At 63.0% G+C, this 23,757-nt stretch carries 22 protein-coding genes; 4 read left to right on the top strand and 18 right to left on the bottom strand.

Annotated features, from left to right (window positions below):
* Nucleotides 1-153 precede the first annotated feature (153 nt).
* From BLJAPNOD_RS12540 to hemN, 8 genes are all read right to left on the bottom strand, one after another.
* Complete coding sequence (locus tag BLJAPNOD_RS12540; protein WP_115420043.1) at nucleotides 154-864, bottom strand: PAS domain-containing protein; 711 nt, start codon at nucleotides 862-864, stop codon at nucleotides 154-156.
* Nucleotides 865-1,205: 341 nt separating this feature from the next.
* Complete coding sequence (locus tag BLJAPNOD_RS12535; RefSeq protein ID WP_115421277.1) at nucleotides 1,206-2,135, bottom strand: lipid A biosynthesis lauroyl acyltransferase; 930 nt, start codon at nucleotides 2,133-2,135, stop codon at nucleotides 1,206-1,208.
* Between the two features lie 11 nt (nucleotides 2,136-2,146).
* Complete coding sequence (locus tag BLJAPNOD_RS12530; protein ID WP_077503817.1) at nucleotides 2,147-3,175, bottom strand: zinc-binding dehydrogenase; 1,029 nt, start codon at nucleotides 3,173-3,175, stop codon at nucleotides 2,147-2,149.
* A gap of 160 nt (nucleotides 3,176-3,335) precedes the next feature.
* Nucleotides 3,336-4,619, bottom strand: coding sequence for a beta-ketoacyl-ACP synthase (locus tag BLJAPNOD_RS12525; RefSeq protein WP_115420042.1), 1,284 nt, complete (start codon nucleotides 4,617-4,619; stop codon nucleotides 3,336-3,338).
* A gap of 12 nt (nucleotides 4,620-4,631) precedes the next feature.
* Nucleotides 4,632-5,834: a beta-ketoacyl-ACP synthase gene (locus tag BLJAPNOD_RS12520; protein WP_115420041.1), complete on the bottom strand. Its 1,203-nt coding sequence runs from the start codon at nucleotides 5,832-5,834 to the stop codon at nucleotides 4,632-4,634.
* 2 nt (nucleotides 5,835-5,836) lie between these two features.
* Nucleotides 5,837-6,322, bottom strand: coding sequence for a 3-hydroxyacyl-ACP dehydratase FabZ family protein (locus tag BLJAPNOD_RS12515; RefSeq protein WP_077503820.1), 486 nt, complete (start codon nucleotides 6,320-6,322; stop codon nucleotides 5,837-5,839).
* A 116-nt stretch (nucleotides 6,323-6,438) separates the two neighbouring features.
* Nucleotides 6,439-6,723, bottom strand: coding sequence for an acyl carrier protein (locus BLJAPNOD_RS12510; protein WP_115420040.1), 285 nt, complete (start codon nucleotides 6,721-6,723; stop codon nucleotides 6,439-6,441).
* Between the two features lie 103 nt (nucleotides 6,724-6,826).
* The gene (hemN, locus tag BLJAPNOD_RS12505) at nucleotides 6,827-8,176 is read right to left on the bottom strand and encodes an oxygen-independent coproporphyrinogen III oxidase (RefSeq protein ID WP_115420039.1); all 1,350 of its coding nucleotides are present in this window, start codon (nucleotides 8,174-8,176) and stop codon (nucleotides 6,827-6,829) included.
* Between the two features lie 215 nt (nucleotides 8,177-8,391).
* Here hemN and BLJAPNOD_RS12500 point away from each other — a divergent pair, with 215 nt between their 5' ends.
* The gene (locus tag BLJAPNOD_RS12500) at nucleotides 8,392-9,129 is read left to right on the top strand and encodes a Crp/Fnr family transcriptional regulator (RefSeq protein ID WP_077503822.1); all 738 of its coding nucleotides are present in this window, start codon (nucleotides 8,392-8,394) and stop codon (nucleotides 9,127-9,129) included.
* A gap of 117 nt (nucleotides 9,130-9,246) precedes the next feature.
* On the opposite strand, the gene BLJAPNOD_RS12495 is transcribed toward BLJAPNOD_RS12500, so the two are convergent.
* The 6 genes from BLJAPNOD_RS12495 to BLJAPNOD_RS12470 form a co-directional block, all read right to left on the bottom strand.
* Nucleotides 9,247-9,636 carry a L,D-transpeptidase gene (locus BLJAPNOD_RS12495; RefSeq protein ID WP_244611016.1) on the bottom strand — a complete coding sequence of 130 codons (390 nt, stop codon included), beginning with the start codon at nucleotides 9,634-9,636 and terminating at the stop codon, nucleotides 9,247-9,249.
* Between the two features lie 278 nt (nucleotides 9,637-9,914).
* Nucleotides 9,915-10,889, bottom strand: coding sequence for an adenosylcobinamide-phosphate synthase CbiB (cbiB, locus tag BLJAPNOD_RS12490; RefSeq protein WP_115420037.1), 975 nt, complete (start codon nucleotides 10,887-10,889; stop codon nucleotides 9,915-9,917).
* Nucleotides 10,890-11,963 (bottom strand): threonine-phosphate decarboxylase CobD, encoded by a 1,074-nt coding sequence (cobD, locus tag BLJAPNOD_RS12485; protein ID WP_115420036.1) that lies wholly within the window; start codon nucleotides 11,961-11,963, stop codon nucleotides 10,890-10,892.
* Nucleotides 11,960-13,264, bottom strand: coding sequence for a cobyrinate a,c-diamide synthase (locus BLJAPNOD_RS12480; RefSeq protein WP_115420035.1), 1,305 nt, complete (start codon nucleotides 13,262-13,264; stop codon nucleotides 11,960-11,962). The genes cobD and BLJAPNOD_RS12480 overlap by 4 nt, the downstream gene beginning before the upstream one ends.
* Nucleotides 13,261-14,103, bottom strand: coding sequence for a uroporphyrinogen-III C-methyltransferase (gene cobA / locus BLJAPNOD_RS12475; RefSeq protein WP_115420034.1), 843 nt, complete (start codon nucleotides 14,101-14,103; stop codon nucleotides 13,261-13,263). The genes BLJAPNOD_RS12480 and cobA overlap by 4 nt, the downstream gene beginning before the upstream one ends.
* 136 nt (nucleotides 14,104-14,239) lie before the next feature.
* The gene (locus BLJAPNOD_RS12470) at nucleotides 14,240-14,686 is read right to left on the bottom strand and encodes a cobalamin biosynthesis protein (RefSeq protein WP_115420033.1); all 447 of its coding nucleotides are present in this window, start codon (nucleotides 14,684-14,686) and stop codon (nucleotides 14,240-14,242) included.
* A gap of 455 nt (nucleotides 14,687-15,141) precedes the next feature.
* Between BLJAPNOD_RS12470 and BLJAPNOD_RS12465 the strand changes: the two genes are divergently transcribed.
* A complete protein-coding gene (locus tag BLJAPNOD_RS12465) occupies nucleotides 15,142-15,927 on the top strand; it encodes a TSUP family transporter (RefSeq protein ID WP_115420032.1) in 786 nt (261 codons plus the stop codon).
* Between the two features lie 131 nt (nucleotides 15,928-16,058).
* Here the strand turns inward: BLJAPNOD_RS12465 and BLJAPNOD_RS12460 are convergent, their stop codons facing one another.
* Nucleotides 16,059-16,562: a hypothetical protein gene (locus tag BLJAPNOD_RS12460; RefSeq protein ID WP_115420031.1), complete on the bottom strand. Its 504-nt coding sequence runs from the start codon at nucleotides 16,560-16,562 to the stop codon at nucleotides 16,059-16,061.
* A gap of 295 nt (nucleotides 16,563-16,857) precedes the next feature.
* Here BLJAPNOD_RS12460 and BLJAPNOD_RS12455 point away from each other — a divergent pair, with 295 nt between their 5' ends.
* Together BLJAPNOD_RS12455 and BLJAPNOD_RS12450 are read left to right on the top strand one after the other, a co-directional pair.
* Nucleotides 16,858-17,451 (top strand): isoprenylcysteine carboxylmethyltransferase family protein, encoded by a 594-nt coding sequence (locus tag BLJAPNOD_RS12455; protein ID WP_115420030.1) that lies wholly within the window; start codon nucleotides 16,858-16,860, stop codon nucleotides 17,449-17,451.
* 222 nt (nucleotides 17,452-17,673) lie between these two features.
* Nucleotides 17,674-18,495, top strand: a complete 822-nt coding sequence (locus BLJAPNOD_RS12450; RefSeq protein ID WP_115420029.1) for an alpha/beta hydrolase — start codon at nucleotides 17,674-17,676, stop codon at nucleotides 18,493-18,495.
* Nucleotides 18,496-18,676: 181 nt separating this feature from the next.
* Here BLJAPNOD_RS12450 and BLJAPNOD_RS12445 read toward each other — a convergent pair whose 3' ends face one another.
* The 3 genes from BLJAPNOD_RS12445 to cobN all read right to left on the bottom strand — a co-directional run bounded on the left by BLJAPNOD_RS12445 (nucleotide 18,677) and on the right by cobN (nucleotide 23,739).
* The gene (locus BLJAPNOD_RS12445) at nucleotides 18,677-19,087 is read right to left on the bottom strand and encodes an EamA family transporter (RefSeq protein WP_115420028.1); all 411 of its coding nucleotides are present in this window, start codon (nucleotides 19,085-19,087) and stop codon (nucleotides 18,677-18,679) included.
* 111 nt (nucleotides 19,088-19,198) lie between these two features.
* Nucleotides 19,199-19,843: a cob(I)yrinic acid a,c-diamide adenosyltransferase gene (gene cobO, locus BLJAPNOD_RS12440; RefSeq protein WP_077503833.1), complete on the bottom strand. Its 645-nt coding sequence runs from the start codon at nucleotides 19,841-19,843 to the stop codon at nucleotides 19,199-19,201.
* A gap of 119 nt (nucleotides 19,844-19,962) precedes the next feature.
* Nucleotides 19,963-23,739: a cobaltochelatase subunit CobN gene (gene cobN, locus BLJAPNOD_RS12435; protein ID WP_115420027.1), complete on the bottom strand. Its 3,777-nt coding sequence runs from the start codon at nucleotides 23,737-23,739 to the stop codon at nucleotides 19,963-19,965.
* Between the last annotated feature and the right edge of the window lie 18 nt (nucleotides 23,740-23,757).

The following is a 23,757-nucleotide window of genomic DNA, read 5'->3' as shown; positions in this document are numbered from 1 at the left end:
CGCCGCGGCCCTGCTGCCTAGTTCCCTGGGTCGGACGCGATCCGGGGACGAAATGATTCTGCAGGTACAATGAGTAGCAGCGCCCGCGCGTCACATTCGGCGCGCGGCGCCTCAGGCGCCACCGCCGTTTCGCAACCGGCCTGACGAATGTCCTCAGGCGGCAATCGCCCGGCGCCGGTCGGCATGTTCCTGGATCACCAGGATCGCGCCGATAAGCTTGCCGTTGCTCGACATGCACGGCGTCAGCCGGCAGCGCACGACGACCGTTCGCGCATCGACGGTCTTGGCGAAGGTATAGTCGACCACCTCACCCGAAAAACAGCGATCCAGATAGTTCTTCACCCGCAGCTCGAAGCGCTGGATGCCGATGAACTCGACGATATGCCGGCCGATGAGATCCATCGGGCGGCTCTCGAGATGGTTGGCATTGAGCGGATTGGTGTAGAGATACCGGTAGTCCGGCGTGATGACCGCGATACGGTCCGGAAAGCTGTCGAGGATCGCTTCGTTGAGCAACCCCTCGTCGGCCCGCCCCTTGTGTGGCGCAACAGGCGCGCGCTCCAGGCGCAACTCGGCGGCGTTGACCGCGCCGGTCGCCGCGAAATAGCGATTGATCAGCGATTGCAGCAGCTGCGAATGCCGCAGCACGCAGGAAATGTCGTCGGCCTCGACGCGCAGAATATCGATCAAAAACTGGAACTGAAGGCGGGCATCCTCGACGCTCACGGCCTTCTCGTCATAGACCGACTTCAGAATAGGATCGAGTTCACGATCCAGAAGTCCGATCAGATGCTCGTCTGCCGTACGTACAGCATACTGCAACTGTGAATACTTGAACCAGAACAGCTCAATCAGTGCGTTCAATTCGAAACCCCAATTCCCCCACGGCCGAGGCCGCGCCGATGCACTTAGACGACAGGCTTTAATGGTGTAGACGCTGATCCAGGTTTTGACGCCTCCCTCACACCCATTCGCGAAAACCGCATGACTTTGGCCACCCAAAGCGCTTGCAGTCTGTCCCCCGCGACACAACGGGGAGTTTACACTCATTGTCGCGCCGTTCAACATCAGAAAGGAAAGCTTGCCGCCTGCAAACGTTTTCACAAACGCAAAGGCGCCGTTTTCCGGCGTCAGACGTAAAAAGACCGCTTGGAATCCTGCGTTGCAAACACGCAACCGCGACACTTCATCGGGTTCAAGGAGAATCAGTCCTTGAGATGGCGCTTGATGTGCCAGCGATCATGGTACCACAGCCATTGGCCGGGATACTCCCGGACCCAGCTCTCGACCTTGTCGTTGAGCACCTGCGCCGTGGCGTTGACGTCGACGGCGCCATCGGCTTTGCGCGGGATGTCGATCGCCGGTTCCAGCTCCAGCCGGAAACGATTGCCGGGCAGCCGGATGCAGCGGGCGGGATAGACCTCGCAGTTGAACTGGCGCACCAGCTTGGCCAGCAGCGGGTTGGTCTGCACGTCCTGCCCGAAGAACTTGGTCTTAAGCCCCTTTCGGAACTTCTGGTCGACGAGAACGCCGACGCCGTTGCCGCGCTCGAGCTGGCGCGCCAGTGCAAAGGACGAACCCGCATGCGACGGCACGAGGTTGCCCATGCGCTCCTTGCGGAACTCGAAGACCTTCTCGGCCACGTAGGGGTTGTTCGGCGGGCGGAACAGCACCGTGACTTCGAGCCCGAAAGCCGAGCCTGCCACCGGCAGCATTTCGAAATTGCCGCTGTGGGCGGTAAAGACGATGAAGGGCCGCGGATTGTCGCGCAATTCGAGGAACAGTGGAACGCCCGAAACTTCGACACGGCCGGGCGTGGTCGCTTCCGGGTCGAAATCGAACAGCCGGTCGAGGAAGACATATTCGGCCGCCATGCGGCCCATATTACCCCAGCTCTCCATGGCGATCGCTTCGATCTCGGCCTCGCTCTTTTCGGGAAAGGCGTTGCGAAGATTGGTCAGCGTCAGCTTGTGCCGGCCGGTCTTCGGCCCGATGAAGCGCGCGACGCGATCCATGAACCGGATCGCGCCGTCGGCCGGAAACAATTTCAGGATCGTCAAAAGCAGAAAGACGAATTGCGCAATCAGCCACTGCCGGAAACGATCCGCCGCCAGAACCAGCCGTGTGATCAGCATGCGCACGTGGATCAATCCATCTTCAGGATGATCTTGCCGAAGATCTGGCGCGATTCCATCCGCTCCAGAGCCCGGTCGATCTCGTCGAAACCGACCTGTGTGTCGATGACAGGGTGCACCAGGCCGCGCGCCATCTTCTGCATGGCGTTGGCCATGTTCTCCATGCGGCAGCCGAAGGAGCCGAGCAGCTTCAGCTGCTGCTGGAACAGCATCATCAGGTTCATGTCGGTCGACACGCCCGAGGTTGAGCCACAGGTGACGAGGCGGCCTCCCCGCTTCATGCACAGCATGGAGCCGGCCCAGGTGTCCTTGCCGACGTGTTCGAACACGACGTCGACGCCCTTCTTCTTGGTCAGCTTGCGCACGACGCCTTCGAAGCGGTCGGTGCGGTAGTTGATGACGTGATCGGCGCCAAGCGCCTTGGCCTTCTCGATCTTGTCATCCGAGCCGACGGTGGTGATGACGGTGCAGCCAATCTTCTTGGCAAGCTGGATCGCCGCCGAGCCGATGCCGGAGCCGCCGGCATGAACGAGGATCGTTTCGCCCGGCTCGAGCTTGGCATTGTCGAAGAGCATGTGCTCGACCGTGCCGAAGGTTACCGGCGCAAGCGCTGCGGCAACCGCATCGATGCCGGGAGGCGCCGGAACCAGCAGGCGGGCCGGAAGATTGATCTTTTCCTGCGCAAAGCCGTCGAGGTGGAAGCCGTGCACGCCGCCCACATGTTCGCAAAGATTGTCGCGGCCTTCGCGGCACGGGCGGCAGAGACCGCAGGTGCGCGCGCCGTAGATCGACACGAGCTGTCCCGGCAGAACGCTCGAAACACCCGGGCCGATGGCATCGACGACACCGGCTGCCTCGGCGCCGATGACGAGCGGCATCTTGCGCTTGGCAAACGCCATTCCGCGCCAGCCCCAGACGTCGATGTGATTGAGCGCAACAGCCTTGACCCGGAGCGTCACTTCGCCCGGGCCTGGCGCTTCCGGCTCGGGAATGTCGGTGATTTCGAGCTTGCGGTCATCGAGCAGTTGCAGGGCGCGCATGATCTTTCCTCTGCCTTGGCGGCATCAATTCGTCTGAAGGTTCTGCTGCCTGGTTCTGGCTGAAACCGGATCCGATTTGAGGAAGAACCACGCAGCAGGTCTAATGCGTTACAGCGTCCCTTGCGCGCCATATCCGGCGCGCAGCGCTGTCGCCGTTGGCTTAGGCCGGCTCGGCGGTCATGACAAGGCTGGCGTTCTGTCCGCCGAAGCCGAAGGAGTTCGACAGCACGGCAGAAACCTGCTGGCTGCGCTTCACGTTCGGCACGACGTCGAGCACGATGGCCGGGTCGGGATTGAGGTAGTTGATCGTCGGCGGCAAGGTGCCGGTCAGCATCGTCTGGATCGAGAACACCGCCTCGACCGCGCCTGCGGCCGTCAGCGTGTGGCCGATCATCGACTTGTTCGACGAAACCGGGATCGACGGCAGATGCTCGCCAAAGACGGCCGACATCGACAGATATTCCATCTTGTCGTTTTCCGGCGTCGAGGTGCCGTGGGCGTTGATGTAGCCGATGCCGCCTTCGTCGATGCCGGCGTCGGCAAGGGCCGCGCGGATCGTCGCGATCGCCGGGCCGCCATCGGGCGAAGAGCGCGTGCGGTGGAAGAGATCGGCCTTCTCGCCACAACCCTTCAGGATGCCGTAGACGCGGGCGCCGCGGGCAACGGCTGCTTCCAGCGATTCCAGCACCAGGGTAGCTGCACCTTCGGCGATGACGAAGCCGTCACGGTCCTTGGTGAAGGGCTTGGACGCCTTTTCCGGCGGATCGTTCTGGGTCGAGAGCGCCGACAGCAGCGCAAAGCGGATCAGCGCCTCGGCACTGACCGAACCGTCGGTCGCAACCGTCAGTGCACGATCGGTGCGGCCCTGGCGAATGGCCTCGACGCCGAGCTGGATTGCGGTCGCGCCGGAAGCGCAGGCGGTCGACAGCGTCACCGGCAGACCGCGGGTGCCAAAACGATCGGCAAGACGCTCGGAGATCGCGCCGAAAAGCACGGCCTCATGGAACGCCGGATCGGCCTTCTCGCGCATCGCAGTGAGGAAGCGATTGTAGGCGTCGCCCGGCTGGCTCGACGGCGGCGAACGGTCGGCGAGCTCGAAACGCGCGCTCCATTCCGGCTCGATCGGCGGGGCGGCGAGAAACAGGGGGCCGTTGAAATCGCCGGAAATGCCCGCCTGGGCGAGCGCCTCCAGCGTCGTCTCGCGCGCCATCGCATAGGAGCGCTCGACGGAGTTGGCCGCCGGAACCTCGATGAAATCGACCATGCCGGAGATGCGGGTGTTGAGCCCCTCCGTCGGGAAACGGGTGATCTTGCGGATACCGGAAACGCCGCCGGTCAGTGCCGCCCAGTTGTCCGCGAGCCCCTGGCCGAGCGAGGTGATGACGCCCATGCCGGTGACGGCGACGATCGGACGACCGAGATGATCCTTGTAAGCGTTGCTCATCAATCGTTCCTCTTATTCGGCCGAAAGGACCGCGACGCCTTCGCCGCGTGAGTGACCGATGGTGGTCACGACCGCCGAACGGGCAGCCGCCGTCATCGGCTTTTCGAAGCTTGCGTCGAAGGCCGGAACCTTGGCACCGTGGCCGAGCGTGAGTGCTGCAAGCGCAAGGCCCGCCGGAAACTGCGCTTCGATGCTGTGGCCGACGAGGCCGCCATAGGCGCGCACCGGCGCCTCGGCAAGCTTGGCTTGCAGAAAGGCCTTTTCGCTGGCGACGAGATCGTGAAAACCTGACGTGCCGGAGAAGACCACCGTCTGTGCCGGATCGAGCTTTTCGGCCGGCTTTGCGAGATCCGCAAGGCGGGCTTCGAGCTTGCCGTCGGCGCGGCTGCCGCGGTCGCTGCCGATCGCGTCGATGGTCGCATAGATACGGGCTCCGCGGGCTTCGGCGTATTCGCGCGCTTCCAGCACCAGGAATGCGCCAACCGATCCGGGGATCATGCCGCCGCCGTTTTCACGGCTGCGCGACCAGATCGGATGCCAGTCGCCGGTTGCCTGCCCCTGGATCGCCTCGATCATAAGCATGATGTCGAGACGCTCGGCCGAGAACGCACCGCCGACCAGCGTATGGGTCGACTGTCCGGCCTTAATGCGGAAGAAGGCGGTTTCGATCGCCGAAATGCCGGCTGCCTCTTCGCCCATGAAGGTGCGCGACGATCCCGTCACCTTGTGCACGATCGAGATGTTGCCGGCGAGAAGGTTGGAAAGCTGGGCCAGGAACAGCGTCGGGCGCAGTTCGGTCGTCAGTTTCTCGTTCAAGAGCTGCTCGCGGTCATTGCGCTTCAGCGCCTCGTCGACGATCAGCGAATCGACATTGATGTCGCGTTCGCCGCCGCCGGCAGCGACGATCATGTCCATGCTGCCGCAGGCGTCGAGATTGTCCTTGAGGCCGGCATCGTCAAGCGCGAGACCGGCTGCAAACACGCCGAGGCGCTGCCAGTTTTCCATCTGCCGCTGGTCGCCGCGCTTGGCGATCTGCTGAGACCAGTCGATCTCCGGCAGCGGATGCACCGGATAAGGCTTGAATTTTTCCGTCTCGACGCGGGCCGCCGGCGTCTCGGTCGCGCTCAAAAGCGCCACATGCGGCTCGACCCCGACACCGAGGCTGGTGACGATACCGACGCCGGTGATGACCACGTCGTTTGCGGATTTGCTCATCTTCACTTCTCCGAAGCGGCATCCGCCGCAAGTGCCGTCATCAGGCCCACCTCGACTGCGCGCTTGCGCACGATATCGCCGAGCGGCACCTGATCGAACGGCATCGTCCTGAGTTTCAACTGTGCGTCACAGACCTTCTTGCCCGCAGACGTGATCTTCGCCTTGGTGACGGCAAAGCCTGAGCCATCGTGCTCAAGGAAGGCTTCGATATCGAGTTCCGCCGAAGGCTCGACGAAGGTCCGCATCTTGGCGCCGTCGACCGACATCAGAAACGGCATCGCCGCGAAATTGGTCGCGGCCAGAACGAGAAATCCCGAAGCCTGGGCCATCGTCTCGATCAGAAGGACGCCCGGCACCAGCGGATAGCCTGGAAAGTGGCCCTCGAATACCGGGCTCTTTTCGGGAACGACGGATCGCGCCGTCAGCCGGCCAGCCGAAAGATCGACCGTTTCGACACGATCGATCATCTGGAAGTATTCAAGGAGCATGGAGGCTCACCCCGTTTGGTTTCGGGCTCAAGTAAAAACGCCAATGCCGCCTGTCAAGCGCAGGGCGCGACCGGCGGCATTGGAAATCGAGTGGAAAGGCTTGAACCTTGGGCCAATCAGGCCTTGGCAGCCCGCAGCTCGTCGATCTTGGAGCAGAGGTTCTTGAGCACGAAGTATTCTTCGGTCGAAACCTTGCCTTCGTTGACTTCCTGCGTCCACTGTTCCAGCGGAATCTTGATTCCGAATTCCTTGTCGATCGCAAAGACGATGTCGAGGAAGTCCAGGCTGTCGATGCCCAGATCGTCGATCGTGTGGCTTTCCGGCGTAATCGTCTCGCGATCGATCTCGCTCGTTTCCGCGATGATGTCGGCAACCTTGTCGAATGTAGCAGTCACGCGCATACCTCTTTATTATTTTATTCCGAGTCTCGGCGATCCTATAGGTAAATGCGCCGCAAAAGCCAATGGCCTTGTAGCAACCTTGGCGATTTGAAATGCGATGTTGCTAAACGGCGACCGAATGGCGACCCCGTCCGCTCTGCAGATGCGCGTCGAATACGGCCGCCACCGACCGGGCAAACGGACGACCGCGGCCCGTCAACCTGAAGACACTATCCGCGATCGTCGTCAGCCCATCCGTATCCCTGGCGCGAAACAGCTTTGCCTCCTCGATGACAGCAGCGGCGCCCTCAGGGAATTCACCAGCGATTTGCGCAAAGGAGAATGAAAAGTCGCACATGATTGCCGCGATCACCCGTGCGCGCAGCCGATCGTCCGGCGTCAGCAGATAGCCGCGCACCGCCGCCAGGCCCGATTGCTCGACCTGGCGCAGATATTCGCCGGTTGCCGGCATGTTCTGGACATAACCTTGACGAAACTGACCGATCGAAGAGGCGCCGAGGCCGATCAGGGTTTCGGCGCTGTCGGTGGTATAACCCTGGAAATTCCGGCGCATGCGCCCTTCCCGGCTTGCGACCGCCAGACTGTCACCGGGCTTGGCGAAATGATCGATGCCGATTGCCTCATAGCCGGCGGCGACAAGCATTTCGGCCGCCCGGCTCATCTGGGCAAAGCGCTCGACGATGCCGGGCAGGCTTTCATCCGGGATCATCGATTGATGCTTCTTCATCCACGGCACATGGGCATAACCGAAGAGCGCGATACGATCGGGTGCCAGCGACAGGACGGCGTCAATCGTGGCTTCGAGCGAAGACAGGCTCTGGTAGGGCAAGCCGTAAAGCACATCGCAATTGACCGAACGCACGCCCCGCGCCCGCGACGCCTCGATCGCGTCGCGCGTCTGTTCATAGGTCTGGATACGGTTGATCGCTTTCTGCACCACCGGGTCGAAATCCTGGACCCCGAAACTCGCCCGCGTCATGCCGATCGCCGCCAGCGCATCATGGCGCGCCTCGTCGAGGTCGTTCGGGTCCATCTCGACGCTGATTTCGCAATCGCTGGAGAATCGGAAGTGGCTGGCGAAGGCCCTTTTGAGCGCGATCAGATCATCCGGCCGGAGCAAAGTCGGCGATCCACCGCCCAGATGCAGCGCCGTGACCTTGGCCTCGCCGTTCACCCTCCCGCCGATTGCCGCAATCTCGCGGTGCAGACCGGCGAGATAGGTCGTCACCGGGTCGTAACGCAGCGTTTGCTTGGTGTGGCAGGCACAGAACCAGCACAGCCGGTCGCAATAGGGCACATGGGCATAAAGCGACAGCGCCTCACCCGGTCCGATGGCTTCAAGCCAGGATTGATATTCAGCCTGACCGACCGTTTCGGAAAAATGCGGCGCGGTGGGGTAGCTGGTATAACGCGGCACGGGGCTCGCATATTTCAGGATCAGAGCGTCGTCCATCGGTCTCTCCGTCAAGTTGGCCAAGGCATAGGACGGTTGGCGAAGGAGACCTTTGATTTTGATCAAGTTGCCGAATTAACACGTTAAATTTGACAATTCGCAATTTCGCATGAGACATTGTTTCGCGCTTCCGGAATTAGCACCTGTCAACTCTTGATTTAACCGCCCGCATCCTCTTTGGTCCCCAGAACAAACCCGATGCAGGGAAGAAAGATTTGCAGATCGTGACTGAACAACGCCGCAAGGATATCCACAACTCGGACATTCCATCCGTCTGCGCTGCCTGCGAGGCGCGCCATGGCGGCGTTTGCGGCACGCTGACGTCAGACCAGCTTCTCGACCTCAGCCGGCATTCGACCCGCAGGCGCGTCGAGCCAGGCCGCGAGGTGGTCGGACAGGGGGAAATGACCGACAGCTACGCCAACATCATCAGCGGTGTCGTCAAGCTCAGCAAGGTTCTGTCAGACGGCCGCCAGCAGATCGTCGGCCTGCAGTTCGCGCCCGATTTCATGGGACGGCCTTTCACGCGCGAAAGCGCGCTGACCGCGGAAGCGGCAATCGACACCGACATCTGTTCGTTCCCGCGCAATGTCATCGAGCGGCTCGTCTCCGAGGCGCCGGGGCTCGAACACCGCCTGCATGAGCAAGCATTGAAGGAGCTGGATGAAGCGCGCGACTGGATGCTGACGCTCGGCCGCAAGACCGCCCAGGAGAAGGTGGCAAGCTTCCTCTATATCATCGCCACCCACATCGATCCGGAAAACGGCACGGCAACGGAATTCGATCTGCCTTTGTCGCGCGCCGATATCGCCGACTATCTCGGCCTGACGATCGAGACCGTCAGCCGGCAGGTCACCAAGCTGCGCAAGGACAATGTCATCCGCATCGAAAACAGCCGCCGCGTCACCGTGCCCAGCATGGACAGACTGATGCACGTCGCCGGCATCGACTGAACCCGCCATTCCGCACTTCAGCGCGTTTCCGCTTTAGCGCGGTGGCAGAGACGCGCTACCTCGCTGTTTTCACGCATTCCCTGACGTAAAACCGCTGCGCACTTTTGCTCGGAATGCTCACCGCGTAATGACAATCCGCGTGTTGCTCAAGCCATGCTCACGGGCAAGCGCAAAGAACTCGGCCGCATTGTTGGGGTGCAACCGCACGCAACCATGCGAGGCAGGTCGGCCAAGCCGCTTCAGGTCATAGGTCGCGTGCACGGCATAGCCGCCGTTGAAGAACACCGCGTAAGGCATTGGCGCATTGTCATATTTTCGCGACCGATGGTGTCGCGAAAGCCATTTCGCCTTCCAGCTGCCCTTGGGCGTGACATAGCCCTTGCGCGCCGTGGAAACCTTCCAGCGATACATCACGACGCCGTTCTGCTTCACGACCATCGTCTGAGACGAAAGGCTGATCTTGGCAACGAGATTGGCGGCGCTCAGTGGTTGAGCGGGAAACTGCATCAATGCGGCAATCAGCACAGTCAGGAATGCGTGTCGCATGTTTCGCTCTCCGCGTGCGAAAGCTCGACTGCAAGATCCCGACCTGTAGAGACGGTCATGCAGCAGGCTTCAGGCGCTGCAGCGTCTCTCACGCGTCACCCGGCGCGTGTGCGCTGCGATCGGTGGAACCAAAACGTTCGCGGAGAATAGCCGGCTCATCATGATACGAGTTTAATACATATGGAAAGCAAAGTCTTAATGCCAAGTTCAACTTGCCGTGGATACGCGGCGATCGCCAATCAAATCATGGCGATCAGAAGAACGCCAAAGGTCATCGCCGAACAGGCGCCATAAAATACGGCAATGCCGGCATCGATGTCTTCGTTTTCGGCAATGGCGCGGCCCGGACCATTGATCATCGGCTCGCTGACCTTGACCCCGCCATAGATGCGTGGGCCCGCAAGCTGCAGGTTCAGCGCACCGGCCATTGCGGCCTCCGGCCAGCCGGAATTGGGCGAGCGGTGCAGGCCGTGGTCTCGCAGCGCCACGCCGATCGCATCGGCCGCGGCACGGCGGCCGCGGTGCAGCAGAGCGCCAACGGCAATCAAGAGGATGGATAGTCTTGCGGCCGGCAGGTTGGCGACGTCGTCGAGCCGGGCGGCGGCCCAGCCGAAATGGAGGTATTTCGGCGATTTGTGGCCGACCATCGAATCGGCGGTGTTCAGCATCTTGTAGGCGAGCAGGCCGGGAAGACCGGCAACCGCATACCAGAAGGCCGGAGCCACGACGCCATCGGAAAAGTTCTCGGCAAGGCTTTCGATCGCGGCGCGGCAGACGCCGGGCGCATCGAGCGTCTTCGGATCGCGCCCGACGATCATCGAGACGGCGGCACGCCCGCCTTCCAGTCCATCCCGGCGCAAGCCTTCGGCAACGCGCCCGACATGGTCGCCAAGGCTCTTTTGCGCCAGAAACACCGCAACGACGACGGCCTCGAGCAGATAGCCAAGTACGCCCATCGTGCCGAACAAGCGATGCAGGATGCAGCCGACAAGCACACTTGCAAGCAGCAGCAGACCGATCGCCGCGACACCACGCAGCTTCAATGCGCCGGCGCCAAGGGTCTCATGCCCGTTCAGCGCGCCATCGAAGACCGCGATCGCCCTGCCGAAGAAGACGACGGGGTGCGGCAGACGCGACCAGAGCCAGTCCGGATCGCCGACGACGCGATCCAGCAGCAGCGCCGCCACAAGGATGAGAAGGATCTCGCTTGACACTTAGCCTCCCCCTGGCCGTGTCCCGTCGCCAGGGCGTGAGACATCTACAGGGCGCAGGGCGCCCGCGGCACGCAGGGCGTTCCAGTGGCGCAATGCGTCCGCCAGCCGTTGGTCACCTTCTGCGTCGGGCGCAAGCCCGATCCTGAGCCAGCGGGTGTCGTAGTCGAATTTGCGTGTCAGGATCTGCGCCTCGCAGAGATGCTGATGCAAGGCGCTGGCGTCGGCATGCTCCACCAGCACGAACAGGCCGGTTCCACCGATGCGTTTGAGACCGGCGTCATCAAGCACCGAATCGAGCCCCGCGCGGCGCTCAAGAATGCCCGCGGCGATCGCCTGCGTATCGCCGGACATCAGTGCCCGGGAGATCACAAGCGCCGGTCCGGACACCGCCCAAGGGCCGAGCCATTCGCGAAAGGCGCCGAGTATGGCATCGTTTGCCACGACGAAGCCGAGGCGCAGACCGGCCAGGCCGAAGAACTTCCCGAAGGACCGGAAGACGATGAGATTGTCGTTGGCGGCTACATGGCCGGCGACGCTCAGATCCGGCTGCAGATCGCCGAAGGCCTCATCGACGACAAGCATGCCGCCTTTCGCCTTCATCACTGCCGCCATTGCCAGGATGTCTGCCGGCTGAAGGGCGCGGCCGGTCGGGTTGTTGGGGTTGACCACCACCGCAAGGCCGTGGTGGAGACCAAGCTCCTCGGCGCGTTCCACCCGATCGACAGCAAAGCCGGCGGCCGCCAGCACGCGCGTATATTCACCATAGGTGGGGCCGAAAACGGCAATCCGGCGGCCGGCCGGAGCCAGCCGCGGCAGCAGCTGGATCACCGACTGGGTGCCGGGAACCGGCAAGGGCTGGATGCCGTTGGTCCTGTAATAGCTCGCGGCGGCCGCGCGTGCGCCATCGATCGTCAGCTTGTCGGGCAGCCTGTGCCAGGCCTGCTGCGGCACATCAGGCAGCTCGACGGGGTGTGGATTGATGCCGGTCGACAGGTCTAGCCAATCCTCGAAGCGACCACCGAAGCGGGCGGCAGCTTCGGTGATGCCGCCGCCATGCACGATCGGCGCGCTCATGACGGGTCCACAAGATCGATGAGGTGCATGAAGGAGCCGGCGACATTGTCGCGCTTCAGACCCGCCTGCCCGAGATCGACGCTCGCCGCATCGCTGACGGAAAATAGCCGGTCAGCGGCACCTTCAGAAACGATGGTCGCGTAGTGGAATTCGTGCGCCGTCATGGGTCCATCGAAGAACGTCGTGTCGAGAGGCACGACACGGCGGTAGCCGAGGTGCCGCCTGCGCTCGGCAAAACTGGTGACGAGCGGCAACAGGCCGAGCATTTCGTAGCGCGCGCCATCGGCTGCCACAAGCCCCTCGCCCAGCACCATATAGCCGCCGCACTCACCGAAGATTCGCGCGCCCCGCTTGGCCGCCGCAGCTATACCCGATCGGAAAGCAGCTGCCGTCTGCAGTCGCCCGGCATGAAGCTCGGGATATCCACCCGGCAGATAGACCACATCCGCCGCCGCGTCGGGACCTTCGTCGGCAAGCGGCGAGAAGAAGGAGATTTCCGCCCCGGCGCGACGCCAGCCGAACAGGAGGTGCTCGTAGCTAAAGGCGAAGGCCACATCCCGCGCCACCGCGATATGCTGGCCGAACGGCTTGAACCTGATGACCTCGGACATCACCCGTTCGGTCTGTGACAGGCTGGAGGCCCTATGGATCGCATCGAGATCGCAAGTCGCCTCGATCCGATCAGCCGCATAGTCGATGAAGGTCTCGAGCGTGCCGTGTTCGCCCGCCTGCACAAGCCCCAGATGCCGCTCGGGCAGCTTCAGGACGCCATCCTGCCTGAGTACGCCGAAGACAGGCGTGCCCACCCGCGTCAGCGCGTCGCGCAGCATCATTTCATGCCGGTCGCTCCCGACCTTGTTGAGAATGACGCCGGCAACCCGGATATCGCCCCTGTAGTCGGCATAACCGCGCACGAGCGCCGCGACCGAATGCGACATGCGGGCGCAATCGACCACCAGGATGACGGCAAGATCGAGCGCTGCAGCAAGGTCAGCCGGCGTGCCGCTGCCGTCGGCCGCACCGTCATGCAGGCCCATCATCGCCTCGACAACCAGCATGAGCCCATTGGCTGCGGCGTGCGCAGCGTTTGCTGCCAGAAGCTCGGGGCGCATGGCCCATGGATCGTAGTTGAGGCAAGGCTCGCCGCTGGCGAATGTGTGGAACGCCGGGTCGATATAGTCAGGCCCCGCCTTGCCGGGGGCAATCACCATGCCCCGCCGCCGCATGGCGCGCATCAGGCCGAGTGTCACCGTGGTCTTGCCGGAGCCCGAACAGGGCGCGGCGATCAGCAATCCGCTCATGCGGGATCCCTGAGCTCGCGGCTTGCGAAAGGATCGGCCACAAGCTGGCGCCCGCCAAGCGCCCCGATCCAGTCGAGCGATGCCCTCAGCCGCACGACCTCGCCGACGACCACGATTGCCGGCGGCTGCAGGCCCGATGCTGTGACATCGGCTTCGGCGCGTGCCAGCGTCGTTTCAAGTACTGCCTGATCCGGCGTTGCTGCGTTGCAGACGAAGGCGACCGGCTCATCCGGCGAACGCCCGGCCCCAATGAGATTGGCGGCAATCGTGCCGATATGCTTCATCGCCATGTACATCACGATCACCGGCGAGCCCGAGGCAATGCCCTGCCAATTGATGCGGTCCGGCACCAGGCCGGAGGAATCGTGACCGGTGAGAAAGGTGACGGCGTGGTTGACCTCGCGGTGGGTGACCGGAATGCCGGCATAGGCAAGCCCGCCGATCCCGGCGGTGATGCCCGGCACGATGCGGAACGGTATGCGGTTTTCGACCAGCGTCAGTGCTTCCTCGCCGCCCCGCCCGAAGACGAAGGGATCGCCGCCCTTCAGCCGCAGCACGCGCTGGCCGGCACGTGCCAGCTCGACGAGCCTCAATGAGATATCGCGCTGTTTCGGCGACGGTTTGCCGCCGCGCTTTCCGGCAAACTCCAGCACGGCACCCGGCCGGGCGAGCTTCAGGCAATCCTCGTTGACCAGCGCATCGTGCACGATGACATCGGCCTGCCGCAGTGCGTTGGCGGCATGAAGCGTCAGAAGGCCGGGGTCACCGGGGCCGGCGCCGACGAGCCACACGCTACCGGGCTCAAGCTCGGGCAGACCGGAAAAAATCGTATCGCTCATGCCGCTTCTCCTGCCATTCGCTTGCACGTTGCCGTTGACTTGCCTTGGCAAGGAGCGGATTCAGATCTGCAAGAAAGCCGCATAGATATTTGAAATGGTTCGTACATTTTCTGCGAAACGCGACCCGGTAAACAGCTCATGACACTGCCGCCGCGCTCACCGACAGGCGCTCGACGGGTCCGGCGATTGCTGCCGTCGCATGCGATGCGGTGAGTTTGCCAACGAGCAGCACGCTTGCCGGCCCCGCGCCGACGAGTGCAGCACCTTCCGCCACGCCGTGGCAACCGGTGTGGGCAAAGACGACCGCCGAGGGGTTCTGCAGCCGGGGTGCCGCGGCCTCCAGCGTCGCCGCATCGAAGAACCGTGCCTCGACGGCAAAATGCTGGGCGGCGGCATGAATCGCGGGCTCACCGCGCCTCGCATCGAGCGAGGCGACGAAGCCGATATCGGCTTTCGCTGCGCCCACCTTCGCCAACGCCTTTTCGGCAAGGGCAATCACCTCATCGGCCGGCGTGCCGCGCTCGCAGCCAAGTCCAAGGACGAGTGGTCCTGGCGGTGGCGGCGCTATGCTGGATGATATCATGCTCGACCTCGGCCCCCTCGCGGCAATCCACACGAAGCGCCGTCCGGCTCAAGTCCGGATCGGTCTGGACAGCACCGGTTCAAGCCCCCTGCCTGGGTCGGCCGCACCGGACGCTCTTTCAGTCCGCCTGAAGCGGACGCCGTCGCACATCCGACATTTTTACCGGAGGCAATCGCACGGGTCAAACCGGATTGCGCCATCGCCATGTCGCGTTTGGGGAAACCCATCACCCACCTTTCACGCATGCAAAGCGCCGGAACCGGCAATCGACCGAAGCCGGCAGACGCCCCATCCGAATAGCCATGATCCCAGAGTAGGTATCTGATTTTCCTGGATAATATACATCTGGCGACAAGCATCACAGATGCGCCTCGACGTTAGGCTTTGCATTTCGCCGCGGCCTCTGACACAAGGCGAACAAGGCCTGTGTACTCCTCCCTTCTCGAGTCCCTCCCGTGCAAGATCTCGCTTTTCACCTGCTCGTGTTCCTTTTCGTTGCCGCCTTCATTGCCGGCTTCATCGATTCGATCGCCGGCGGTGGCGGCATGATCACCATTCCCGCCATGCTGATTGCCGGCATCCCGCCGCTCCAGACGCTGGGCACCAACAAACTGCAGGGACTTTTCGGCTCCGGCTCGGCAACGCTTTCCTATGCCCGGCGGGGTCACGTGAACCTGAAAGAGCAAATGCCGATGGCGCTGATGTCGATGGCGGGCTCCGTGTTGGGCGCGCTGCTCGCGACCATCGTTCCCGGCGACGTTCTGAAGGCGATCCTGCCCTTCCTGTTGATTGCGATCGCCCTCTATTTCGGCCTCAAGCCGAACATGGGCGACGTCGACCAGCACCGCCGCATCACGCCCTTCCTCTTCACGCTGACGCTGGTGCCCGTCATTGGCTTTTACGATGGCGTCTTTGGTCCCGGTACCGGCTCGTTCTTCATGCTCGGCTTCGTCACGCTTGCCGGATTCGGCGTCCTCAAGGCGACGGCCCACACCAAGCTCCTGAACTTCGGCTCGAATGTCGGCGCCTTCGCCGTCTTCCTGTTCTTCGGCGCCATCCTGTGGAAAGTTGGCCTGATGATGGGCGTCGGCCAGTTCCTCGGTGCCCAGGTCGGCTCGCGCTACGCCATGGCCAAGGGCGCCAAGATCATCAAGCCGCTGCTCGTCATCGTCTCGATCGCGCTCGCCATCCGGTTGCTTGCCGATCCGTCGCATCCGCTCCGGATCTGGCTGGGAATGTAGGATCGCGGCGCCGCCCGGCCATCGATCTTGCTGCTCCGAGTCTATCCGATCACCGGCATCAGGTGGTGCCTGCCTTGGCCCTTCGGGCTCAGGGACCTGAACAGACTGGATGAATTTATCAGGTACTGACCTCAGTTCGTCGACCGGCGGAACTGCGACACGAAGAGCCACAATGCGGTAGCCGTGACGGCCGGCGCTGCGAGGAGCATGCCGAATCCGAAGATGAAGTGCGCCGCGACCTGCGCACGCAGCAAGAAATCTCCGGACCACAGTCCTTTCCTCAAGAGCTCAGACCACAATAGTGGTATCGCTGCGAGACCCGCCGACACGAGAAAGGCCGATAGCAGCGTTATCGGCAGGATCATCCAGCGCTGACGCAGGTGACCCGAGAGCAACTTGACGAGAGACCCGACGAGAACGGCCGGCAGCAAACCGTAAAGATATGCGGTCGCAATGCCGTCCATGAGGCCGCCGGCATCCCGCCAGAGGTCGCGAGGTCGGCTTCCTGGGGTGGAAAGCATCGGGCCGAATACCATGACGAGCAGCAACAAAATCAAGGGACCGACCGCAGCGGCGTAGAAAACGAACCAGCGGCTGAGGCGCGCTGAAGGGCGTGCTGCTACATTTTCTGCCATTCTCTCCTCCACTCAACCCTTTCGTGCAAGGCCATCGCGATAAATGCAAGGCAAACACATGAGGAACGAGCAGGCGCGCATCAGGTTTTGCAAGGGCATCGCCACGCGGAATGCGACGGCAGTCGCCAGCGATCAACAATCGGCAACCGGACCGCGAATTTCCAATTTTCACCCTTGAACCTCTAGTGACGAGAGAGTGCAACCTGCGCAAGATACAACGCGAAAGGAGCGGCGGCGATTTCCGCCGCGTCTTCTCGCAATCCCATCCAGACGTTCCGTCTACCCCCGAGGTCTCATGCTCACCGCCCTTCCCGCCGCTCTGATGCTCGTCGTTGGCCTGTTCACTCTGGCACTGGCGGTCCTGCGCCGCCGGCAATCCGGCCGCTCGCCCGTTGTCCTGACCTATGGCGACGATGCGGAAGGGTTTGCCGGCAAGCTCTTCCGCGTGATCGTGGCCGCGCTGGTGGTTCATCTGATCGCAATCGCCGCCTTTCCCGAAGCAGTGGACGTCTCGCTCGGCCGCATCCCCGCGCTCGACGCGCCAATTCTTCACGCCGTCGGCCTCGTGTTGATGGCGCTCGGCGGTGGGCTGACGATGCTGTCGCAATGGGTGATGCGCCACTCCTGGAAGATCGGCATCCTCGAGGAACAGGACGCGCCGCTCGTGACCTCCGGCCTCTACGCCTTCTCGCGCAACCCGATCTATGTCGGCATGGTCGCCGCACTGATCGGCACGGTGCTGGCCGTGCCGAACGTCGTCTCAGTGGCGCTCGCTCTTTCCGCCTGGATATCGATCTCCTACCAGATCCGTATGGAGGAAGTTCACCTCGGCCGTGCGTTCGGGCAGGCCTACAGCGCCTATTGCAAGCGTGTCCGCCGGTGGGCCTAGGTCCAACCAGCGCCTGCCAACAGCCCTTCCTTATCCGCCCGCAAGCCGCCTTCCAGAGCACGATGCATGTGCAATGCCGAAATTGCGGAATTATGTAGCAATTGCCGCCAGTGGTATTTTAGCGGAGGTGGGCTGTGTGACCCCCGTGGATCAGAGAAAAAGCTACAATCGCCACGGTTCCATTGGTGATATGAAGTCAGGATTGGTTTTGAAAGTAGGCCCATGGTCGAGCCGATTTCCCAGGAGCTCTTCTTAGCGCTAAAGCGGACCGCCCTGCTGCCGAACGGGCTACGGTTCTCATACGTCGAGATGGGAGATCCCAACGGTGTGCCCGTCCTCCTGCTGCACGGGTTTACGGACAGCGCCCGAAGCTGGAGCCTCGTTGCACCGTATCTCGCGACGGGCTTTCGCCTCATAGCGCCAGACCTGCGCGGCCACGGGGATTCCGACAAGCCTGAAGGCTGCTACACTATTCCCGAGATGGCGAATGATGTCCGGTTCCTAATAGAGGTTCTGGGGCTTGCGCCGACGCACGTGGTCGGTCATTCGCTTGGAGGGCGGCTGGCGCAAGCAGTTGCCGAGCGGTGGCCCCATATCATCGGCAGAATCGTTCTCGTGTCCACGTCCGCCACACTGCGCGAACGTCGGGGATGGTTGTGGGAAAACATCCAAATGCTCCGCGATCCCATCGATCCAGGAAGCGCATTCATGCGAGAATGGTGCTGTGGCGCAGTTCCTGTCGACGAGGTCTTCCTCGCTTATGCGCGACGCGAAAGCGCGGCGGTGCCCTCACGCATCTGGCATTCCATCTACTATGAGCAGCTTGCGTATGATCCTTCGCCGCTTTTGCAGGATATTTCCACAGCCACACTCATCCTGCGGGGCGAGGAGGATTTGATCGCTACAGAGGAACATCAGGAGAATATGAGAGAAGCTATCGCCGGCGCGGAGTTCATTTCCCTGCCCGGCCACGGCCATAACCCCCATTGGGAGGACCCTGAAAAATTGGCCGCCTTGATTGCGACGTTTCTGGGGCGTTCATAACCCCTCCCGGCGCAATCGAGAGGGCGGCTGGTGGCAACCCCCTATGGGACAAAGATCAGCATAGCCTAGCACCCAGCCCTGCGGCGTTTCAAGGCAAGTGCCGGAAGCAACCAAACCGGACAACCCGCGCGACACGACGGTGAAGCAGCGGGCCGTATCAGCGGGCTTGTTGAAAGCAGGCTCAGAACACCGCCAGGAGCAACGCGCCCGCGGCGATGAACACCACACCGAGCCAATTCATCAGGTTGAGCTTCTCGCCGAGAAACAAGACGCCGAAGATCGCCACCATGACGATCGACAGCTTGTCGATCGGCGCCACCCGCGCCGCATCGCCGAGCTTCAGGGCGCGGAAATAGGCAAGCCAGGAGGCGCCGGTGGCAAGGCCGGAGAGGGCCAGGAACGGCCAAGTGCGCCCCGGGATTTCCGAGGGCTTTTGCCATTGCCCCGTCGCCGCGACGATGCCGGCCAGCACGAGGAATATGCCGACAGTGCGGATCAGCGTGGCGAAGTCGGAGTTGATCTGCGCAACCCCGACCTTGGCAAAGACAGCCGCGAGCGCCGCAAAGGCGGCCGAAAGCAGCGCCTCCCGCATGTTTCCTTAAATCGGCATCGATTTGAGGAATCATGCAGAGTTCAAAGTGCTACAGCGACCTTTGCGCGTCCAGGGGACGCGCGGCGCTGTAGAACTGCCAGCTCTGGCTCATCAGAACTCGACGCCCTTCTGGGCCTTGATGCCGGAGCGGAAGGGATGCTTGATCAGTTCCATTTCGGTCACCAGATCGGCAGCCTCGATCAGGTCTTCCTTGGCGTTGCGGCCGGTCAGCACCACATGGGTCATGTGCGGCTTTTCTTCCTTGAGGAAACGCACCACCTCGGCCACGTCGATATAGTCGTAGCGCAGGGCGATGTTGATCTCGTCGAGCAGCACCATCGAGTTGCGCTCGTCGCGGATCAGTTCCTTCGCCTTCTCCCAGGCCTTTTCCGCCATCGCCACGTCACGGGCGCGGTCCTGGGTTTCCCAGGTAAAGCCTTCGCCGAGCGTGTAGAACTGGCACACGTCGCCGAAATGCTTCTCGATCAGGTCGCGCTCGCCGGTTTCCCAGGCGCCCTTGATGAACTGCACGACCGCACACGGCATGCCATGGGCGATGTGGCGGAAGATCATGCCGAAGCCGGCAGTCGACTTGCCCTTGCCCTTGCCGGTGTTGACGATAACAAGACCCTTTTCGTCGGTCTTGGTCGCCATGATCTTTTCGCGGGCCGTCTTCTTCTTCGCCATCTTCATGGCGTGGCGCGCATCGTCCTTCTCGGCAACGCCCTCACCCGTGCTGACCACATCTTCGCTCATGACGTTCTCCTGATCCTATGATTCAATCGTGGGATCCGGACGTAGTGCTGACCGCGATCCCATTCTTTGCACTTGCGCAACTCCGGACGGAAAACCGTTTTGCGGCCTCCCGGAGCTGCTCATTCGTTACCGGCGCGAAGCCGCGATGCGGCCGTCGTTCGCCCGGTGAGTTCAAACCGCGCCGAGTTCGAGCGCGGGGTCCACAGATTGCGATCGATCGCCTCCAGCAGCCGCTCGGACAATTCGGCGAGTGCTGCCGGGTTCTTGTCGCGCAGGAAGCTCGACACCCGCTCGTCGACGATGAACGCCTGATAGGCCGCCTCGAAATGGTGGTCGCGCACCGCCCCCGTGGTCGCGGCAAAGGCGAACATGTAGTCGACCGTGGCAGCGATCTCGAAGGCGCCCTTGTAGCCGTGGCGCATGACGCCATCGATCCACTTGGGATTGACGACGCGCGCCCTGACCACGCGGCCGATCTCTTCCTCCAACGAGCGGATCACCGGCTTTTCCGGCCGGGAGTGGTCGTTGTGGTAGATCGCCGGCTTCGCACCTCCAAGGTGCTCGGCGGCAAGGCTCATGCCGCCTTCGAACTGATAATAGTCGTCGCTGTCGAGCAGGTCGTGCTCACGGTTGTCCTGGTTCTGGACGACAGCCTCGATGGTGCGCAGCCGCTCCTCGAAGAGGTCGCGCTCGGCCTTGCCCTCCTCGCCGGCGCCATAGGCATAGGAGCCCCAGGTGAGATAGGCATCGGCGAGATCGGCTTTTCTGTCCCAGCCCTTCTCGTCGATCAGCGCCTGCAGGCCGGCGCCGTAGGCTCCCGGCTTCGCCCCGAAGACGCGATAGGAGGCGCGGCGCGCCGCTTCCGCCGCCTCTATACCGGATGCCTCCAGCCGCTGCGTCTCGGCGCGCATGCGCGCGGCGATCATGTTGTCGGCATCGTCTTCTTCGAGCGCCCCGACGGCGCGAATCGCCTTGTCGAACAGTGCGATCTGGTCCGGGAAGGCATCCCGGAAGAAGCCGGAAATGCGAAGCGTCACGTCGACGCGCGGACGGCCGAGCATCGCCAGCGGTATGATTTCGTAGCCCATCACCCGGCGCGAGATCGTGTCCCAGGTGGGCTTGGCACCAATCAACGCCAGAGCCTGGGCGATATCGTCTCCACCCGTTCGCATGTTGGCCGTGCCCCAGGCCGTGAGTCCGAAGGAAGATGGCCAGTCACCGTGATCCTGCAGGTAGCGGCGAATCAACAATTCGGCGGATTTCTTGCCGAGTTCGTAAGCCGCCGGCGTCGGCACCGAGCGGCTGTCGACGGAGTAAAAATTGCGGCCGGTCGGCAGCACATCGGGACGGCCGCGGGTCGGCGCGCCGGATGGTCCGGGTGCGACGAAGCGGCCATCGAGGCCGGTGAGAAAACCGGCCATCTCGGCGGCGCCGGAATTGACGATCGACGGTTTCAGCCGCGTCTCGACCTCGCCAAGCACGGCGCAGGTGGCGGACCAGCCCTCGGGTGCCGGCGTCTCGCCGCAAACGAACGCCGCCGCGAGCAGCTCGATGCGCTCGACCGTATCGCCGGCAGTGCGCCAAGGTTGATCGGAAACCTCGGCAAGGATATCCGGCCGTAAACCGGTCCAGGGATCGGACATCACGCAATCGAGCGGATCGAAGCCGAGCCCTGCGTCGGCGGTGATCGCGCGCTGAAGGCTCTGGTCGGCACCTTCGCCGAGCCCGCGCGGCACCCGCGCCAGCGCCACCGTCAGGTCGGTCAGAAGCCGCCCCTCCGGCGCCACGCCAAAAATGTGCAGGCCGTCGCGGATCTGCATCTCCTTGAGGTCGCAGAGATAGGCGTCGAGCTTCTCCAGCGCCTTGTCGTCGCTGTCGCCCTTGTCGATGCCGGCGTCGAGGTCGAGGCCGATGTCGCGCACGAGGTCGAGGATCTGCCGGCTCAAGAGCCTGAGCCGCCGCGGATCCCCGCCGGCGGCGTCGTAATATTCATCGACCAGAGCCTCGAGATCCTTGAGCGGTCCGTAGGATTCGGCCCGCGTCAAGGGCGGCGTCAGGTGGTCGATGATGACGGCGCTGGTGCGGCGCTTGGCCTGCGTGCCCTCGCCGGGATCGTTGACGATGAAGGGATAGATATGCGGCAGCGGCCCGAAGATCGCCTCGGGATAACAGGTCTCCGACAGCGCCAGGGCCTTGCCGGGCAGCCATTCGAGATTGCCGTGCTTACCCATATGGACGATCGCCTGCGCCCCGAACTGGTTGCGCAGGAAGGCGTAGAAGGCGAGATAGCCATGCGGCGGCACGAGGTCCGGCGAATGGTAGCTTTCCTTCGGATCGATGTTGTAACCACGTGCCGGCTGGATGCCGACGACGACCTCGCCGAAGCGGGCAAGCGGCAGCGCGAAGGCGCCGTCGAGGAAGAACGGATCGGTTTCCGGTGCGCCCCAGCGGCCGGTCACTTCATCCTGAATCTGTTTCGGAAACGAATCGAAGAATGCCTTGTAATCACTTAGCGAAATGAGTTCGCGGATGTCACGGTCGCGGCTCGCCGCATTGGTCGGCCCGGCCATGAGATAGCGGATCAGTGCGTCACCATCTGCGGGCACACCGGCAACAGGATAGCCTTCCCCCGCCATGGCGCGCAGCACCTCCACAGTGCCCGCCGGCGTATCGAGCCCGACGCCGTTGCCGAGCCTGCCGTCGCGGTTGGGGTAGTTGGCCATGATGATGGCGATGCGGCGTTCGGCCGGCCTGGCGCGGCGCAGCTTCGCCCAGTTGACGGCGAGCCGTGCGGCAAACCGTACGCGGTCGGCAAGCGGCTCATGCCCCACGTTATTGGCTTCCACTTTGGGGTCGTAGATCGACGCCGCCTTGAAGGAGACAGCACGTGCCAGGATACGGCCATCGACTTCGGGCAGAGCGACATTCATGGCGAGATCGCGCGCCATCAGCCCCTGCGGCGAGGCCTGCCATTGCGCTCGGGACGATCCGGAAAAGATCACCTGCAGCACCGGCGCGCCCGTCGATTCCAACACGGTCGGCTGCCGGTCGGCGCCGGGAGACGAGACGGCAAAGCCGGTGGCGTTCATCACCACGTCGGGGGCAGCCTCGGCAAATATCGATTGCAGCGTGCCGACCGAAACCGCATCCTTCAGACTGGAGACGAACAACGGCAGCACGCGCATGCCCTCAGTGGCAAGCGCCTCGATCAGTGCTTCGACCGGCCGGGTCTCGCCGCTCTGGACCAGGGCGCGATAGAAGCAGATCGCGACTGTCGGGGGTTCGAATCCCTCCCCCGCGTCCATCCGATCTTGGACACGTGTCGACCATTCGCTGACGCCGATGACGCCCGCGCCTGGCCACCAGATGCCGGCCTTCAGAAGTGGTTTTGCCGGCTGCGGCTTTTCCGCGCCCGAGATCAGCGCCTCGGCATAATCGAGGAACAATCCGGCATTGTCGGCGCCGCCCTCGGTGAAATAGGCCCAAAGGCGCTGCCGGTCGTCGGCTGCGACCGTCGAAAATGGCTCGAGGCCCGGATCCGGCTTGTCGTCGCCGGGCAGCACCGCGATCTGGAAGCGATGGGTGACGGCGGCGGCATGCAAGGCTTCCAGCACATAGCGGAAATAGCTGGCGCCACCGAGCGGCCGGACCACGATGAGCTTGGCATGCCGTGCGGTGCGCTCGACGTAAGTGTCGACCGACATTGGATGCATCAGGTTCATCAGGCTGGCGATACGCAGGCTTGATCCCTCGTTGCGGCGGCCATGGGCCGCAGCGATCGAGGAAAGCTCGGTGTCGGCGGCAGACAGGAAAAGCACGTCGGCCGGCGTTTGCCCCAGATCGATCGCTTCGTTGCCGTCGGCGATCGTTCCTTTCTGGGCGAGAAGCAGATGCATTGTTCTGTCCGTTCAAGC

Origin of the sequence: Ensifer sp. M14 (genome assembly GCF_003355565.1) — a bacterium.
Lineage (GTDB): Bacteria > Pseudomonadota > Alphaproteobacteria > Rhizobiales > Rhizobiaceae > Ensifer.
This window is presented reverse-complemented; position numbering and strand designations above follow the sequence as displayed.

Bases quoted from the DNA above. Each gene is read 5' to 3' on its own strand.
- BLJAPNOD_RS12535 (WP_115421277.1), bottom strand. From the start codon at position 2,135: ATGCTGATCACACGGCTGGTTCTGGCGGCGGATCGTTTCCGGCAGTGG.
- BLJAPNOD_RS12530 (WP_077503817.1), bottom strand. From the start codon at position 3,175: ATGCGCGCCCTGCAACTGCTCGATGACCGCAAGCTCGAAATCACCGAC.
- BLJAPNOD_RS12525 (WP_115420042.1), bottom strand. From the start codon at position 4,619: ATGAGCAACGCTTACAAGGATCATCTCGGTCGTCCGATCGTCGCCGTC.
- BLJAPNOD_RS12520 (WP_115420041.1), bottom strand. From the start codon at position 5,834: ATGAGCAAATCCGCAAACGACGTGGTCATCACCGGCGTCGGTATCGTC.
- BLJAPNOD_RS12515 (WP_077503820.1), bottom strand. From the start codon at position 6,322: ATGCTCCTTGAATACTTCCAGATGATCGATCGTGTCGAAACGGTCGAT.
- BLJAPNOD_RS12510 (WP_115420040.1), bottom strand. From the start codon at position 6,723: ATGCGCGTGACTGCTACATTCGACAAGGTTGCCGACATCATCGCGGAA.
- hemN (WP_115420039.1), bottom strand. From the start codon at position 8,176: ATGGACGACGCTCTGATCCTGAAATATGCGAGCCCCGTGCCGCGTTAT.
- BLJAPNOD_RS12495 (WP_244611016.1), bottom strand. From the start codon at position 9,636: ATGCAGTTTCCCGCTCAACCACTGAGCGCCGCCAATCTCGTTGCCAAG.
- cobD (WP_115420036.1), bottom strand. From the start codon at position 11,963: ATGAGCGCGCCGATCGTGCATGGCGGCGGCATCACCGAAGCTGCCGCC.
- BLJAPNOD_RS12480 (WP_115420035.1), bottom strand. From the start codon at position 13,264: ATGAGCGGATTGCTGATCGCCGCGCCCTGTTCGGGCTCCGGCAAGACC.
- cobA (WP_115420034.1), bottom strand. From the start codon at position 14,103: ATGAGCGATACGATTTTTTCCGGTCTGCCCGAGCTTGAGCCCGGTAGC.
- BLJAPNOD_RS12470 (WP_115420033.1), bottom strand. From the start codon at position 14,686: ATGATATCATCCAGCATAGCGCCGCCACCGCCAGGACCACTCGTCCTT.
- BLJAPNOD_RS12460 (WP_115420031.1), bottom strand. From the start codon at position 16,562: ATGGCAGAAAATGTAGCAGCACGCCCTTCAGCGCGCCTCAGCCGCTGG.
- BLJAPNOD_RS12455 (WP_115420030.1), top strand. From the start codon at position 16,858: ATGCTCACCGCCCTTCCCGCCGCTCTGATGCTCGTCGTTGGCCTGTTC.
- BLJAPNOD_RS12450 (WP_115420029.1), top strand. From the start codon at position 17,674: ATGGTCGAGCCGATTTCCCAGGAGCTCTTCTTAGCGCTAAAGCGGACC.
- BLJAPNOD_RS12445 (WP_115420028.1), bottom strand. From the start codon at position 19,087: ATGCGGGAGGCGCTGCTTTCGGCCGCCTTTGCGGCGCTCGCGGCTGTC.
- cobO (WP_077503833.1), bottom strand. From the start codon at position 19,843: ATGAGCGAAGATGTGGTCAGCACGGGTGAGGGCGTTGCCGAGAAGGAC.
- cobN (WP_115420027.1), bottom strand. From the start codon at position 23,739: ATGCATCTGCTTCTCGCCCAGAAAGGAACGATCGCCGACGGCAACGAA.